This is a genomic window from Butyrivibrio fibrisolvens (assembly GCF_023206215.1).
GTDB classification, from domain to species: Bacteria; Bacillota; Clostridia; order Lachnospirales; family Lachnospiraceae; genus Butyrivibrio; species Butyrivibrio fibrisolvens_C.
This window is the reverse complement of sequence record NZ_CP065800.1, coordinates 2163766-2180404: the sequence shown is the minus strand read 5'-3', so window position 1 is coordinate 2180404 and position 16639 is coordinate 2163766. Positions and strand designations below refer to the sequence as shown.

Genomic DNA, 16639 nt, shown 5'->3' with positions numbered 1-16639 from the left:
TATGATTTCATAATAGTACCAGGTTCAAAAAAACTATCTCAATGTCATAATCTAACTACTCTTCAAGTTGCGGAATATTAGCCAATTCCTGCAGTTTCTTTCTCAGCACTTCCTTATCCGGCAACTGTAACTGGTACTGCGATACCATCATCGGAGACATGGTACGGCTCATTGCATATTCGACCACCTCATCATTCTTTGATGCACAGAGAATTAAGCCAACACTAGGATTTTCATCAGGCTTCTTCACCTGCCTATCAAGTCCTTCCAAATAGAAGTCCATCTTTGATACATATTCCGGTTTAAATTTGCCGGTTTTAAGTTCAATAGCCACAAGGCAGCGTAACGTTCTGTGGTAAAACAGTAGATCTATCCTGAAATCTTCACCACCAACGGTTATGGCATATTCTTCATCGATAAACGTAAAGTCCTTACCTATTTCAAGCATGAACTGCTTCATTCCGGAAATCAGGCCTTTACGAAGGTCTTTCTCAAGGAAACCGGTTGGCAAATCCAAGAACTCTATTACATAAGAATCCAAGAAAGGGTTTAACTCAGCTTGAACCTTTTCCGGCAAGATTTTATCCTTTGAAAGCATATAGCGCTCATAATATCCGCTGTCCATTTGGCGTTCCAACTGTCTTTTGGTATAACGCTCTTTAATTGCAAGCCGAATATAGAATTCACGCTCTTCATCGGATTTACAGCCTGACATTATCAACAGATGATTTGTCCAACTCAATTGTGTCACCAGTGGTGACATTTTCTTATCTTAATGGTACAAAATACCAAAATATATCCTACCATGAATAGCACTTGTTTTCAATGAAAAAGCGTGTAACCATGCGGTTTTATCGGGTTATATCATTCTTCTTTTGTACCGGTTTTCTTTCCTCATTCTGTCGTCTTGCTTCTTCCTGCGCCTCGGCAAGTTTTGCCCTAAGCGATACCCTTGTCTGCTCCGCATGTCCAGCGATCTTTCTTCCTATTTCCTTAGCCTTTTCGATTACCGATGTCAGCTTCTTCATCATTTTCTTCAGTACCGGAAGTGTCTTTTCAGGATTTGGAATCTCCACATATACCTTCCCGTTGCTTGATCTGACCGGATGTTCCAGTGCTTTGGCAAAACCGGTTATACTGTCGTAGTCAGCTTTATCTGCCCCCAAGTCTGTCAGTCCGTCCTTAAGTTCTTTCAATGCCGGGAGTTCTTTTTTCTCTAATTCTTCAAGCCATTTTTCTGTGTCTTCTTCGGCAATCAGCTTTGCTTCCTGCATAATAGTACCAGGTTCAATAAACTCATTTTAGCCACTGCTCGCATCTGGGCCAGCATGATCTTTTTAGTCCTCTGTGGTTTTTACTGTATTTCCCAGTCAGAGAATAAAAAAATCCAGCAAAGGGATAAACGTTTACACAGTGTGATTAACTCCACTTTTAAACATTCATCCATTTGCCGGATTCTTCCCGATGCTCTGCTCGCTAATCAATATGATTTAGGAAAAAACTTGTCAGCACCCTTTCCTGCCGTTCTTGTGATCATCAATAGAACAAGCCCCCAGCGTACCATACTCAATAAGTCCCGCATCAGCCGGGTCGATCGACACCCTGCCATCCTCAAATACAAAAGCAGGGATACCTACATCACCGATTTCCTTGCAATGATCAAATACAGGATTGGTATCACGAAGTCTTGTGAAAGCACTCATATTACGGATATTCTCACCGATATTTATGTACTCGAATTCATCTTCTCTGCCCTTGATCTGCTCATGAACGTAATCACAATATGGGCAAGTGGGCATACCGTAGATCTTGATCATATAGACCTCCTATCATTGACATATACCAATAACATTGATCCACTTCTCATCTTCTCTTCCCGGTCTTGAGTCACCACCAACTACACTACTTACAATCTCAAATCCCGCTTCCTCAAAAAGCTTAGTAGCGCTCTCCTCAGTATAATCACTAAATACTCTCTCTCCTCTGACAGTCGTTCCCTCGCCATACTTAAAGGATGCGTAAATAGCTCCACCAGGTTTTAGAGCCCTCTTCATCTTCTGTAATACCTCCGGAAGATCATCTGAAGGCACATGCAGCAGCGAAGCACACGCCCAGATTCCATCAAATTCCTTATCAAAAGAAATATCTTCAAAACGCATATTAAGAACTTCCCTGCCAATATACTCAGAAGCTCTCTTGCACATCTCCTTGGATGCATCAAAAGCTACAACATCATATCCTTCTGACAAAAAAGCCTTACTATCTCTACCACTTCCGCAGCCAGCATCAAGGATCTTGCCCCCATCAGGAACATATTTCAAAAAGCCACTCCTTACTCCTGACATGTCAGCATTCACAGAGCCCTCAAAGAAGCTGTCTGCGTTATTGTTATAATATTCAACATTCTTATCTATCATACTAACCTCAAGCCATGTATCAAAGTCTACCAGTTCCAAATCTCATACCCCTGCCTTCTGGCAGAGTCATACACCGGTTGCATATTCTTCTCAAGAATCCCAAAGAACTCCTCTTTAGAATTCCCCTTACGATATAGCTCCTGCCCTGCCCATATAGAATGCAGATTGTCACGAAGGCAAGACTCAAAAAGCTTATGAATATGCTCCTTGTCATGGATCATCTCGTATAACAGATACTGATTCTGGGCAAATCTCCTGAAGAAAGGATCCCACTTTGGAAGTCTGTTATTCTTAGCAGAATTAAGCGAAGAATCCATCGGCATAAGATTCCATAGCTCATCATTCATAGCAAAAGACCACGGAATAAAATGATCCACATCATAACTCTTAGTCTTTATAGGATCATCCGTAAACACATCTATAACATTGCTGCATTCAAGAATTCCATCCCACAGCTTATGAACCCTGTCAAGCTTACGCATCTTCTCATCCATGGGCGCAAGCTTATATACAAGTCCCGGAACCTCAGGATTATTGTTCTGAAGCCACTTAACCTTCTCATACTGAATCCAGCCCAGAATCGCCACAGTATTATCCTGAATCATCTTGATCCAGGCCGGTTCAAAATACACTTCCTTCTTAAGCTTACTGGAATCACCAAGAGTATACGGCAATAAAACCACATCACTACTAATACTTTTGATATATGCCGTCATCCTCCTGATACTGCCCCACTCAGCTTTCTCCTCAGACCTTGAGAAAAAACCTGCAAGAGCCCTGTAAGGAACCATGTTAGTAAGCTGCTCTTTAGAATCTTTCAACTCACTGTCATGTTCTTTGATTGCATTTATAATCTCAACCTTAGAAGCGTTAGATGGAAGACCGCTTAGATCCGACAGCTTAAGAATAGCCCGTTCCAGGCCATCTCTTATCTGACCATCAAGCTGTATACCGCTTAAATGGATATGGAATTCACGAACAGAATACCAGGCACTTGCGATCATCTCATTTATAATGTCATCAAAAGTAGTCTCACTTACGCCTTCAGAGATCAGCTTCACTATTGCTTCAAGCCAATAGAACTTGTAGCAATAGGAAGGATCCTTCATCATAAGTGAGAAGCCCTCAATGTCTAAAGAGCTGTAATACTTATTATCAACCTTAAGACGGTATTCAGTTCCTTGGGAAAAGAGATTATCGCTCATAGTTAAATTGACATCTATATTTACAATTTCTACATAATAGTACCAGGTTCAATAAATTCTTTAACATCCTAATAGTTAATATGAAATACAATGCGAGGCTTTTCTCCCTCTTTATTCTCGATATCTATTTCAAACCAAAAATCGATGTCTTCGCCATGGCTTGTAGGCTGATATATTACAAAATCCGTCTCGCCCAAATCGTCATCATCATCATCATCGAAATAATCACTGTCTTGCCAATCCAAAGAGTCTTCTTTGAAAGCGTCAAAGACAAAATCAGCGCCATCTTGTTCATTCCATAATGATAATTGACCTTCGATCCAGTCCTTAAAATCAGCCATTGCCTCATCACGCGTCATACCATCTGAATACCAGGATTTATTAATATCAACATTATCAGGAATTTTGTCATACTCCCCTGAAGCGATACCATCAATCAACGCTTTAACTGCATCTCTAACCATCACTCTAAATTCTTCTTGCTCCAATTTTATACTCCTTTATCCGTAACACTACAGATTCCATTCAAAAAATCAATGTATTCACTTGGAATCTCTATTTGAAATTTTTCTTTTACTTTTGTAGTAAATCTACTGATCTCATCATCACTTGCCGGTTCGTTTACTTTGTATCCCCAACCGACAAATTCTTTTTTATTTTCTCAATCTCTTTTTCCCACATTTTAGTGTCCATTGGCTCTTTAGCCTTATCTCCTATCCTTTCTTACATTTATCTCTTCAACTTTTATATGGTTAACAGAACACGGTACTTTAGCCTTAGTTTAGAAAAAATTCATGTAAGCACAGCAATAGCTCCGCCAATGATCAAGGCAGGTATAGCCAGCATCAATACAAGACTTGTAAGACAGCCTCCTGAAGCTGTCTTATTCCCTCCTGCATTGCCGGATTTCTTGCTGTCTTCATGGATCTCATTTAATATAAAGAAATCCATCAGCTCATCATCGTCATCATCACCATCTGTGAAAATACCCATGATTCCCCCTTAAAGTCTCATTCACGCATGAGACTCAGTATTATAATTTCCACACAGATTCATTTTTATCATAAACAGCACCTGTGATTTTCTTTATCTTAGCATAGTCTCTAAATACTGTTGCCCTTGAAATATCGAACTCCTCTAATCAATATGATTTAGGAAAAAAACTTGTCAGCACCCTTTCCTGCCGTTCTTGTGATCATCAATAGAACAAGCCCCCGGCGTACCATACTCAATAAGTCCCGCATCAGCCGGGTCTATCGACACCCTGCCATCTTCAAATACAAAAGCAGGAATACCTACATCGCCAATCTCCTTGCAATGATCAAATACAGGATTGGTATCACGAAGTCTGGTGAAGGCACTCATATTACGGATATTCTCGCCGATATTTATGTACTCGAATTCATCTTCTCTGCCCTTGATCTGCTCATGAACATAATCACAATATGGGCAAGTGGGCATACCATAGATCTTGATCATATAGACCTCCTATCATTGACATATACCAATAACATTAATCCACATCTCAGCTTCTCTTCCCGGTCTTGAGTCACCACCAACTACGCGGCTTGCAATCTCAAATCCCGCTTCCTCAAAAAGCTTAGTAGCGCTCTCCTCAGTAAAATCACTAAATACTCTCTCCTCTGACAGTCGTTCCCTCGCCATACTTAAAGGATGCGTAAATGGCTCCACCAGGTTTTAGAGCCTTCTTCATCCTCTGTAATACATCAGGAAGATCATCTGAAGGCACATGCAGCAGCGAAGCACACGCCCAGATTCCATCAAATTCCTTGTCAAAAGAAATATCTTCAAAACGCATATTAAGAACTTCCCTGCCAATATACTCAGAAGCCCTCTTGCACATCTCCTTGGATGCATCAAAAGCTACAACATCATATCCTTCTGACAAGAAAGCCTTACTATCTCTTCCACTTCCACAGCCAGCATCAAGGATCTTGCCACCATAAGGAACATATTTTAAAAATCTATTCCTTACTACTGACATATCAGCATTAACAGATCCTTCAAAGAAGCTATCTGCGTTAATGTTATAATATTCAATGTTCCTATCTATCATATTTAATCTCATGCAATTGAATTAATTATTACTTACAAAAACATATATCTATTATTGATATTCTTTATATCCACTAAGCATTGCATACTTCCACATTCGTTCAATTACATCATCTGAATACTCGCTCATCTCTGTCTCAATAATAATGTCGTGCGAAGTTTTTATGCAATTATTCCTTCTTTCAATCTTTACAATATACTCTCTTTTAGGAATTTTATTATTTTTTTTGCTATTACAAGATGGACACGCCAAAACGAAATTCCAGATTTTATCGTCTTTTACAAATGACCATGGAATAAAGTGATCTACATGAGCTTTATCATTCAGTTTCTTCCCGCAATAAAAACACGTATTTTCTTCAAACTCTCTTCTGAGTAACTCCCTATATATAGAAAGATCTTCACGTTTTGGAGTTGCAAGTTCAAGTTTTTCGAGAACCTTAATTAAAACATTCTCATCATTCACCTGCTCAAGAAATTTTGCCCAGGAATAATAGTTTAATCTTTCTAATTCTGATTTATACTTTAGCATGAAGTCTGAAAAAACAGGATTTAATGTTAATCCATCATCAGCAAGATCAAAATCATAAATAAGCCCATCAAAATCTTCATATAATGCGCCAATCACATACTTCCTGCACTCTTTTGAGACTTGCTTTATAAGCGATTTTTTCAAATCAATATCAAGAGACTGAAATTCCAACACACTAATTATTGTATTATCAGTTACAGCCTTAATAAAAATCGATTCTATTCTTGAGTACTTTGATTTTCCATCAGGTCTCATTTGCCGTAAATCATATTTAACCACTAAATTCCAATAATTTTCGGCAAATTTAGAGAAGATCTCTTCATATGTATAGTACACACCTTTTTCAGTTTTCTTCCCATTGAACGCATTATCAAGCAGAGACTTTATTAATCCAAATTTATAGGTATTCCTCTTTTTGCTGGAATCAGAAAAAACATAGTTAAACAAAGACCATATCTTGTCATCGCTTACAGCATAATCTTTTATACTTCCAAATGTTTTATCATATCCTGCCATATTGTATACCTTTAGAAAACCAACCCTTTTGCAACTGTTAGTAATTCTTTGATATTCTTCTTGACGTCATCTAAATCAGAATCCGCTCCCCAACTAATTCTTATAGCCGATGATATTTTATCCTTATCAATCCCCATAGCTGTCAGTACATAGCTAGGACTATAATCATTAGATGTACATGCGGAACCATTAGATACCCCACAATACTGTTTAGATGAAAGCATCAATGCTTCGGATTCAATTCCATTGAAACTAACATTTATTGTATTAGGCATACAATAATTCTGATCACCGTTATATTCATATTCTAATCCAGAATCCTCTATTATCTTCTTGACTACATTCTTTATTTCAAGGCAATGATCATAATTAGTTTTATATTCTGCCGCTGCAATCTCACAAGCTTTGCCAAGGCCTGCAACCAATGCCACTGGTATCGTTCCTGGCCTTATACCATGCTCTTGCTGACCTCCATATGTTATAGCCTTTATAGGAGGTAATTTATATTTTTTCTTTTTTAAAACTAATGCTCCTATTCCTTGTGGACCATTAAACTTATGTGCACTAAGCGAAAGCATATCGTATTTAGTATTTCTAAGTTCTTCAACAAGCTTTCCACAACTTTGAGTTGCATCCACATGAAAAAAAACATCTCTACTAGCCAAAGTTTCACCTAGTAAATCTATTGGCTGGATGATTCCTGTTTCATTATTAGCATGCATTACACTAACTAATAACGTATCATCTCTTACTAAATCTAATATTCTACTTGCACTAACTCTTCCATCAATTTCTGGATTAACTATATCAATAGAAAAGCCATCTTTCTTCAAACTTTTTACAGTTTCAAGCACAGCCTTATGCTCAATGCTAGTAGTAATAACATGCTTTTTGCCTACAGAATTTGCATAATCTATAAGTCCTCTAATCGCAATATTACTACTTTCAGTTGATCCACTTGTAAAAAACACCTCTGTACTATTAACGCTTAAAAGATTTGCGACACTTTTTCTTGCCTGTTCTACAATTTTCCTTGCGTTATCACCATAATCATGAGTTCTGCTATCAGCATTTCCAAACTTATTGGTATATACCTCTACCATATAATCAAGAACTCTCTTATCGATTGGTGTCGTTGCATTATAATCTAGATATACTCCCATAATTATTCCTCTATTGAAAGTTTTAACAAGTCATCAAGGCTTTTTATAAAATTGGTTCCACAAAGATATGCTAGCCCTCTTTCCAAATGTAATTTGAAATATTTTGCAAGGGTTTGTTCATCAGTTGGAAGGCTCATTTTCTTACACCACGCAATCATAAGTGCATCATAAATATCACTATACTCCCCGCCGAAAGTATACCATGACATTTCAACATTACTATCCGCAATAATAGGGACATCTGTTGGAATCGTATTTTCTGATAAAGAAAAACACAAAGCCCATCTACATAAAATATTCCAGTTTTTTATACCCGTTTTACCTTTTAATCTTCCAAGCTTTTCTTTAGCGGCATTTGACAACTTTATCTGTTTTACTATCATATATTTATTCCCATCCAAAATAAGTTTTTGTTAATGAAGTTGTTTTCTCTTCGTCATTGTATTCAAGTGTAAATCTATCTCCTACACTGTCCTGCATTAGCTCATAATACTTCTCATCTATTTCAGAATCTGTAGACAGTATTATTGTCTGCTCACTTGCATTAGGGAAATAAGTTGTAATCAATGATTCTCTATGCGCTGAATCTAGTCTTGATAATGGTGTATCAATAATAACCGGAAGCTTTTTCTGAGAGCAAATTGCTAAAGACCATAACAATGAAATTACCATCAATTGCTTTTCTCCTGCAGATAAGCGCTCTTTAGTTACTATCTCTCCATCTTTATTTAAATATGTAAGATCCAAAGTTTCAGGATCCATCTCAATATTAGATACCAAGTTCTTCTTATTTGCTAATTTCTTGTAGCATGAAGTCATTGTTGAAGCAAGAATACTAGTTTTTCTTGCTTGTAATCTAATTCTATATTGATCTATTATATCTTTCGCCATATGAGCATACTTAACGACTCTTTCGTCAGAATCCACTGCTTCAAGCGAAGATAATACACTTTCTGCCATCCTACTAAATTCAGCAGATGTCAAAATATAATTACTATTTATGCTTGATCTCTTCTTATGGTAATCTTCTATTTCAACTTCGCAATTAGCAATTTCCTTTTCTGTTGATTTTATAGTCTTATATAGCTCACTTAATTCTTTCTCATTGATATCAACAGACAAGTATCCGTCAATTACATCTATATTCTTTTGATATTCCTTTTCATCATCTATGAGTTTTTTTGTCTGCTCTTTAGCATTATTAAGGCCATGATCATACAGCATACCGACTTTATATAATGTTGCGTCTGACAGATTATATATGTTTTCACTTTGATTAGCGTTGATTTTCTCTTTCATAAAAGATATAAACTTGTCAGTATTTTCATCTTTCCCTTTAAAATCAGCGTACAATTCATTTATTTTACTTAGCGCAAAAGAAGATATCCTCTTATCATGCTCTTTTTCACCTTCATCTCTAATATCAGCTAATAATGGCATCACTAGTGATAAAGGCAATTCTCCTGCCGCCATCTCAAATCTATCATCCTGATTGCTGGCAAGTGCGTTAAGCTTATTGGCTCTCTCCTGCATTAAATCATGTTTTTGTTCAACAATATCTCCACCTTTTACTTGATATTCAGAATTAAGATTTTCCAATTCGTTAATTAATCTAGTTTTCTTTTTCTCAACTTCATCTATCTCTTCATCAATCATTCTTAATTCTTCACCGACAGCTTCTTTTTCATTTCTAAGCTCTTCCAATTTAGTAAGATCTTGATTTGATGAAATTTTCTTGCCGATTCTTGTAATTAATTTACTAATATCATTATCAAGAATATCAAGAACTGATATTCCAAGCATAGCCTTTATTGATTCTTTCATTTGGTGGCTAGTTTCTTCTACTGCTAGTTCTGCAATTTTCTCACCATCGAAGAAGAAAAAATTAGATAATGCGCTTGGTAATATACTTTCTACGAACATCGGCCAGTTTTCTGTTAAAAAAGGACTATCTTCGCCATTCTTCTTAACCCATATTTTCTCATGTACCCTTTGGGTATTTGAATCCCATTCACGATGAACTTGATATACTTCTTCATCAGAATTATCCATAGAAAAATTATTTCAACAAAAGATGACAGTGTACCATCTTTCTTGTTAATATATGATTTCAAATATTGACCATATGATTGGTATTTACTCTCTGTATATGCAAATGAATTCGAACCATAAAGGCTTAATAAAACCGCTTCTAGAATTGTCGTTTTACCTCTTCCGTTCATTCCGCCAATTAGAACAACGGGTTTCTTTCCAGTGAATTCCATTATATTTGTATCTGCATAAACTCCAAAATTATGCAAAATAAGTTTTTTTATGATCATTCCTTATCTTCCTCGTCATCATCTGTTTCGTATGGTTCATCATATGAATCATCAAGTGCAAGCGCATTGTACTTGCCCCCAAGATCTCGTTTTCGTTCTGTTTGTCCTAGATAAAACTGTCTTGCATCTTCCTCGTTTTTGTAATATGTTCTCTTTATTGTATTTTCTAATGCATCTGCTATACCTTTTCTCTGATTTAATCCACTAGACTTATTCTCAATATCAACCAGACTATAAGCCATTTCAAATGCTAATTCTTCATCAGGATATAACTCTTCGACAACTGATTTTAAAATATCCCATTCCTCTGACTGGAAAGAATTAGAACTAATCCATTCAGGATCATCAAATTCCTTTCCTGTCACCTCTTTGTATATTCTAGGGAGAGAATCATCAAACTCATGCTTTTCATTTACCCATATTCTACGGATATTTCTAAGCTCTGGAAGCGTAATTAATTGAAGGTCAGCAAATTCAGCAGGACCATTTTCATTTATATCTTTTTGAACCTCTAATAAATCACGCAACCACTCTTCTCTGACTTCCTTCTTATAAGGGCCATGATATAACTGCTTATAACTTCCCTGCAGATAACCTGCCATCTTTCTAAAGCTTCTTCGCTCTCTATCATGTTCTTCATCACCAAATTTATTTCTAAATTCTAGTAATGAAGACATCCATTCCTTCTCAGAATCGTTTGCTATCATAGCTTCCATTGATTTGTCCTTTTCAACCATGGTACAAACCCAGCAACCAAATCTACTTCTTCCACAGCTCGGAAGTCCTTTGCCTATCATAAGTGGACATTCTCCATCCGCAGTTGCTCCTCTATATAAAGTAAGCAACTCCTTGTTTGAATATCCCCAAGGATTCTTATGTTGCATTAAGAATACCCAAACATCATTATCATTCCAATCTTCAAGTGGAGAGAAAACAAGTTCGTTCGCAAGTGAAGGATTAGGACTAAGAAGTTCTCTTACACGCTTTTTTTCATAATAAGCCATGGTTTTAGCACGTCTCGCACTTTCAGCTTTACGTGTGCCAATTACCATAATTATTTCGCCGTGCTCTGCTATTTTATCTTTAACAAAATTATTAACAGGCTGTATTTTCAATCGATCTGTACACCAACGAAGTTTTTTTCTTGGAAACGGATAACCTCTACCTATAAAATTAACCCAGAATGTATTGTCAGCTGCAGGAGTTAACTGATGTGTTACAAATGGCATATCTTGTTCTTCAGCTGCCTCATCCATAAATTCTAGTGATCTCTTCACCCATTTTGATACAACAGGTGATTCAACTAAAGTATCTGTATTTATAACATGAACTGTCTTTTTGCGAAGCGATTTCGGAAGTCCTTGTATAGCCATCCAAACCAATTGAACTGTTGCTGTACTATCCTTTCCTCCGGAATATCCAATAACCCAAGGAATATCATCACATAGATATAAATTCCTTACTGTTGTTAATAAACATCTTATGGATTCATTCGTAATAGTCACTTCACTTTTTTCATTACTTGTATTCACGTCCATTTTGTCACCTACTTATTTCTTTTTCTGCCTCTTTTTCTTCGTTAGAAAGAGGTATACCGATTTTTTTCTTAATTAGATTTGCAGCTAAAACTATTGCTTTCTCATTATTTATCATTCTACCATTGGGTTTTATTACTCTTTGCTGCCATTCTTTATGACTTCTCTTCCAATCAATTGTTTCTAATCTTATTAGTAACTTTTCAAGATCACTTTCTTTGCAATTATCAAACAAGCATCCGCCAACACGGCCTAAAGCTTGTAAAACCACGGCTTGTGCTGCAATATACTTTTCTCTTAACTCTGTTTTACTAATAACTCTCTCATGCATATCTTTCCAAGGAACCATATGTTCTGAAACAATATTCCAATAAGCAATACAAAAGTTCTCAAATTTATCATCACAAGTATATCTTCTAAGTATTCGCTTATTAGCTGTATACAGATTGTTTAAAGTAAATAGCGATGATGAAAACTTACCTAAAATATCTTTTTCTTTATCAATATATTCATCAAAAAATGAGACGGCCTTAACTACAGCTCTCGTACGTACTGCAAGCTCATCCCTTGAATCATATAATTCAGCTATTGAATTGGAAGTCTTAACTGCATGCTTATTTAGATCTGTAAACATTTGTTGACTTCTTTCCAGTCCCATATCTTCGTAAAAAACAACCGAAATTGTTTCATCTGATAGTTCTGGAGCTTCTTCAAGTGCTGCTAATATTGCAGCTTTTCTATGCTGCCCATCATTAATTAAGAAATGAGCATCCATAGATACTTCTAAAATGCCCAAATCTTCTTGGTCTGTTGAAACAAATCGATATTCGCCATCTATACTTGCTGCTAACGCTGAAAAGACATAAGAATCTCTATTATTCAACATATACCTTTTTATTTCTGGAATTCTGGATTCATTTAATTTCCTCTGAGCTCTATGCTCTGGGAGAACATATTCTTCATCATTCGGAAACAATGCTGATATCATTTTTAACGGCACCATAGCAATATAATAATCTTTGCCAGCCTGAACGCCTTTTACCACAGGAAATTTATAACAATAGTTCATATCTTCCTCCGCAAAAACACCCTACTTAAGTAGTATACTTAAGTAGGGTGTTCGTGTCAATTGATATCTACAAAACAAGCTTTATTTTAGTCAATAATCTATGATCTTCAAGCCAATTCATAGTAGAATTTTTCACATCTGCCAGGCTAATATCTTCTCCATCCGTAATACTTATTACAAACTTCTCCGTATCCTCATCGAGCGAAAGTGACTTTATCAACTCTTTGCTTTTTTTTATATAGTCTGAAATCATATCAATTTCTTTATCGTTTCCTACGTCTACTTTATCTATATCACTTTTAAGTTTCCCTAATTCATCAAGAACTTCGCCATTATCTATAATATTTGCTAACGCATTGATAAGTTTCGCATAAGAATTAATACGGTCATTTTTATAAGTACGCCATATTTTTGTAAGATAATTTTTTTCTTCTGTGATTCTAGTTTTCAGAAAGCTCATATTATTTAGAATATCTTCTGTATTATCTAGCTCTATATCTTTTCTTATAGAATTCAAATATCCCCTAATTGATTTAATATTTTCCTCTTCTAAATCTTCGAGCTTCTCATACACTTTTCTTTGGGCGTACAATTTTATAATATCTACGATAATAGGAGACAAGTCCATCTGAATCTTTTCAAGGTCACTAACATTATTTTTAGCAACCTTTGAACTCAAATACTTGTTTCCCTGTTTTATAGAATAAGAAATATCCTCTATTAACATAACTTACCTCACATATTACTAACACTATCTAGGCTAGCTTTTATCCCTTCTTTGATTCTGGTTGCTTTTTGATCTAATGATCTATCAATATTTGAAGTAAATATACTATTTTTTTCTGATATCAATTTTTCAAAAGCCTCAAAAGCACACACATATTTTTTCAAGGTCTCAGTATTTAATTTTGCTAATAACAAAAATACATCATCGCAACTCTTCGTTCTTGATATCTTGTTAAGAGAACGAACTAAATTCAATAGCTCCATAGAAAATGAGTCATCATAAATTACCTTTAGTGAAACATCTTCATAAGGCAAATTACAATCATTTCTTATGAACTTCAGGTAACGTAACATTTCCATATTGGTTTTATTTACTATTTTTTCATCGATGTCATTTCCAAGCCATTGCTCTAGTTTTCTCTTTGAATTTTTGGCAACCTCCAGCTCTTCATTCATTATGTCATCTTTGGATTCCGCAAAGACACTTAATAGTTTTAGAGCCTCTACTATCAAAGCATCATTAGGTAATACTCCCTTTATTACAAAATCCGAAATAATCCCCTCTTCTAACACCTTTTCAACAACAGAGGACAATCTAGTCTCATCAATATAAAAGTAACTGCTTTCATTACTACTACCTATATAAGTTCTAAAACGTATATTGAGTAAATCCATTATTACATCACTATTATCATCCATCCTAGAATCAATAGAAGACCATTTATCACTTTTTAAAGCAAAGCTTTTGCTCTTTCTATTTAAAGAAAACAGAGCCTTTATTACATTCTTTTTATCAAATGAGCTTATTTTCCCTTTTACAAGTAAATATACCATTGCTGATTTCACTACAATGTAATCGATATCCTGTTCTCCAGCAATTTCTTTTTTGATTATGCTTACCAATTCGTTTCGGTGGTTAATTAACCATGCTTTGGCGCTAACAAACTGTTCGTCACCATTTTCATAATCCCATCCTTTATAAAAATTATAGTTATACAATGCCCTTAATAACTGGTACGATTCAAGATTTCTATCAATCTTAATTATGCCATTACCTGAAACATTCTGCCCTTCAATATAGATATTTCTTGCGTTTAAAACTTTTGATACTAAGTTGTAACTCAGTCCCTCATGCTCCCAATTAATGTTTTCAAGAATATATTTACAAATATACTCTTTAGGTTCTCTTATGATTTTCAATTTTACAGCAGGATCATCATACCAGCGCTTAATTTGGCTTATATCGTCTTCTAATTTTTCTTCTTGTCTAGATTTTTTCTTTTGGACTTCTATTTCTTTTTGATTATGCTCAATAGATGCATTCTCTTCTGCCTTACCTATGGCATTAATGTTATCGTTTTCTTTATTATCATCTGCCGAAACAAAAACTGATGTAGCTGAAGCTCCAAGATGTAATCCAAAAAATTCAAAAAGTGTCGGCGGAACATCGCCTATCTCGCCATTTGCGCCACGAGAAAAAGTTCCATTCCCCCAAATTTTAATTAAAATTTCTCTTTCCTTTTGTTCGCTTATAGGATCAAAATTTTCATTTAGTACTTCATCCTTTTCTTCCATTCTTCCCAAAGTAACTATACTTGCATTATGAAAATTACGCTCTTCGCTAATAATCTTAGGTCCAAAACTTAGCCACTTTAATTCAACATGCTTAATTACATCTTTCAAAAAACATCTAGGTGACTTTGAACTATCTGGAAGTAGTCTGTACATATTCAATAGAGCATTCCTATTAAATGGAAATACAGACATTTTCTTTCCATTAACCATCACATCTGCAAAATCATATGCACATTCCCAAACTGGTATATCTCCACCCTTTTTTGTATACCACTTATCGCTATCATCTGAAGATAAATTAATAGCATTAATATACTTAGCTGCGAATTCAATAATCCACTCATCTTTTTTCAGCAATGATTTCTCTAGAATAACAACATTCCTAGTCAATCTCTCTTGTAAACTTGTATGAAAACGATCAAAAAAGGCATCTGTTGATCCAATTACCGAAAGAATACGACATAGATTATCATTGCCAACATCGGTATGCTTATTGATTAATACTTCTATGATTTCACTATCAATTCCTGTAAAAATATTAATATCTTCAATAAAAAGAGACAATTTTTGACCGCGTTTTTTTAACTCAGTTCTGATTTCGTCAAAAACATCTCGTAAATCGCTTCCAGAAAAATTCAACGTTCTTTTTATAACTATCTCAACAAGTGAATTTAAATATTGTGTTACCTTCAAACACTCTTTTTTATTTGTAGCTAAAAGTTTAGCTAACTCAAGTGTTTCCCTGTCTGCCTTATGATTTGAAGACTGCAAATGCTTAGCTATATCGGAAGGAGAGAACATAATAGCATCATCCTCAAATATATCTTCTCCATCACGTAGAACTATTTTTCCAGTTATTTTGTTACACAACTTATCTATTGGCCCATCTTCGCACATAAAGATAGTCTGTTCTACAACAGGATCAGACAAATAATGATACAGTTTTTCTTTTAGTATCTTATCAATATTATCTCCCTCATAATTCTTAACTCGCACCTTAAGAGTTGAATAGACCGTATCCCTAAACTCCACATCTGACATTTCTGTAGTACCAGCACTAATTTTGTCGAGATAATATTTAGTTCTATCTTCTGGTAGAATATTAGCATCAAGAATAGTTCTAATTGTTGCCTTAAGGGTGTTTTTAGAACGCGGAATAAAGATGCTTTTTTCTATATTTTCATCATTATTCTTTCTAAATTGATAATATAGCCATCTTACTAAATGTGATTTTCCACACCCATTTTTACCTTGTATCATAATAAACTGATGATTATTAGCATTTGCTATCATATCATCAAGAAGATCATCTTCGGTAAATACAGTTGCATTGTCATAAAGATTATCTTCAATAAAAAGGTGCTGTGTACTACCTTCAATAGGTTTAATATAATCAACTAACGAATTAAACGGCATATGCGTAAGCATAAAATCCGCTTCACTACACTCTGTTGCTGTTGTATTAATTACTTTATTGATTCTCTCTTCTGATATTTTTGTCATT

General features: G+C 35.3%; 19 protein-coding genes. All 19 read right to left on the bottom strand.

Features of this window, described 5'->3' with window-relative positions:
• Positions 1-55 precede the first annotated feature (55 nt).
• The 19 genes from I7804_RS08960 to I7804_RS08870 all read right to left on the bottom strand — a co-directional run bounded on the left by I7804_RS08960 (position 56) and on the right by I7804_RS08870 (position 16638).
• Positions 56-763 carry a PDDEXK nuclease domain-containing protein gene (locus I7804_RS08960; RefSeq protein WP_331477789.1) on the bottom strand — a complete coding sequence of 236 codons (708 nt, stop codon included), beginning with the start codon at positions 761-763 and terminating at the stop codon, positions 56-58.
• Between the two features lie 88 nt (positions 764-851).
• A complete protein-coding gene (locus tag I7804_RS08955) occupies positions 852-1274 on the bottom strand; it encodes a hypothetical protein (protein WP_248403009.1) in 423 nt (140 codons plus the stop codon).
• A 231-nt stretch (positions 1275-1505) separates the two neighbouring features.
• Positions 1506-1817: a glutaredoxin-related protein gene (locus tag I7804_RS08950; RefSeq protein WP_248403008.1), complete on the bottom strand. Its 312-nt coding sequence runs from the start codon at positions 1815-1817 to the stop codon at positions 1506-1508.
• Positions 1818-1829: 12 nt separating this feature from the next.
• Entirely contained in the window at positions 1830-2456 is a 627-nt protein-coding gene (locus I7804_RS08945; RefSeq protein WP_248403006.1) for a class I SAM-dependent methyltransferase, read from the bottom strand.
• Positions 2444-3622, bottom strand: coding sequence for an HNH endonuclease domain-containing protein (locus tag I7804_RS08940; protein ID WP_248403004.1), 1179 nt, complete (start codon positions 3620-3622; stop codon positions 2444-2446). The genes I7804_RS08945 and I7804_RS08940 overlap by 13 nt, the downstream gene beginning before the upstream one ends.
• A 68-nt stretch (positions 3623-3690) precedes the next feature.
• The gene (locus I7804_RS08935) at positions 3691-4110 is read right to left on the bottom strand and encodes a hypothetical protein (RefSeq protein WP_248403003.1); all 420 of its coding nucleotides are present in this window, start codon (positions 4108-4110) and stop codon (positions 3691-3693) included.
• A gap of 304 nt (positions 4111-4414) precedes the next feature.
• Positions 4415-4615 (bottom strand): hypothetical protein, encoded by a 201-nt coding sequence (locus I7804_RS08930; protein WP_027219126.1) that lies wholly within the window; start codon positions 4613-4615, stop codon positions 4415-4417.
• A gap of 174 nt (positions 4616-4789) precedes the next feature.
• The gene (locus I7804_RS08925) at positions 4790-5101 is read right to left on the bottom strand and encodes a glutaredoxin (RefSeq protein WP_022755431.1); all 312 of its coding nucleotides are present in this window, start codon (positions 5099-5101) and stop codon (positions 4790-4792) included.
• Between the two features lie 12 nt (positions 5102-5113).
• Positions 5114-5287: a hypothetical protein gene (locus tag I7804_RS08920; protein WP_248403001.1), complete on the bottom strand. Its 174-nt coding sequence runs from the start codon at positions 5285-5287 to the stop codon at positions 5114-5116.
• On the bottom strand, positions 5250-5699 hold the full coding sequence (locus tag I7804_RS08915) for a class I SAM-dependent methyltransferase (protein WP_248402999.1): 450 nt from the start codon (positions 5697-5699) through the stop codon (positions 5250-5252). Before I7804_RS08915 ends, I7804_RS08920 begins: the two co-directional genes overlap by 38 nt.
• A 51-nt stretch (positions 5700-5750) precedes the next feature.
• Positions 5751-6746, bottom strand: coding sequence for an HNH endonuclease (locus tag I7804_RS08910; protein ID WP_248402997.1), 996 nt, complete (start codon positions 6744-6746; stop codon positions 5751-5753).
• 11 nt (positions 6747-6757) lie between these two features.
• Complete coding sequence (locus tag I7804_RS08905; protein WP_248402995.1) at positions 6758-7909, bottom strand: cysteine desulfurase family protein; 1152 nt, start codon at positions 7907-7909, stop codon at positions 6758-6760.
• A gap of 2 nt (positions 7910-7911) precedes the next feature.
• Positions 7912-8292 (bottom strand): DNA sulfur modification protein DndE, encoded by a 381-nt coding sequence (gene dndE, locus I7804_RS08900; protein WP_248402993.1) that lies wholly within the window; start codon positions 8290-8292, stop codon positions 7912-7914.
• Positions 8293-8296: 4 nt separating this feature from the next.
• Positions 8297-9961, bottom strand: a complete 1665-nt coding sequence (gene dndD / locus I7804_RS08895) for a DNA sulfur modification protein DndD (protein ID WP_248402992.1) — start codon at positions 9959-9961, stop codon at positions 8297-8299.
• A complete protein-coding gene (locus I7804_RS19280) occupies positions 9847-10173 on the bottom strand; it encodes an AAA family ATPase (RefSeq protein ID WP_248405958.1) in 327 nt (108 codons plus the stop codon). Before I7804_RS19280 ends, dndD begins: the two co-directional genes overlap by 115 nt.
• Before the next feature lie 53 nt (positions 10174-10226).
• Positions 10227-11768: a DNA phosphorothioation system sulfurtransferase DndC gene (gene dndC / locus I7804_RS08885; RefSeq protein ID WP_248402991.1), complete on the bottom strand. Its 1542-nt coding sequence runs from the start codon at positions 11766-11768 to the stop codon at positions 10227-10229.
• A 4-nt stretch (positions 11769-11772) separates the two neighbouring features.
• Positions 11773-12834, bottom strand: a complete 1062-nt coding sequence (gene dndB / locus I7804_RS08880; protein ID WP_248402990.1) for a DNA sulfur modification protein DndB — start codon at positions 12832-12834, stop codon at positions 11773-11775.
• Positions 12835-12901: 67 nt separating this feature from the next.
• Entirely contained in the window at positions 12902-13561 is a 660-nt protein-coding gene (locus I7804_RS08875; protein WP_248402989.1) for a hypothetical protein, read from the bottom strand.
• 8 nt (positions 13562-13569) lie between these two features.
• Complete coding sequence (locus I7804_RS08870) at positions 13570-16638, bottom strand: hypothetical protein (protein WP_248402988.1); 3069 nt, start codon at positions 16636-16638, stop codon at positions 13570-13572.
• Position 16639: the final 1 nt, after the last annotated feature.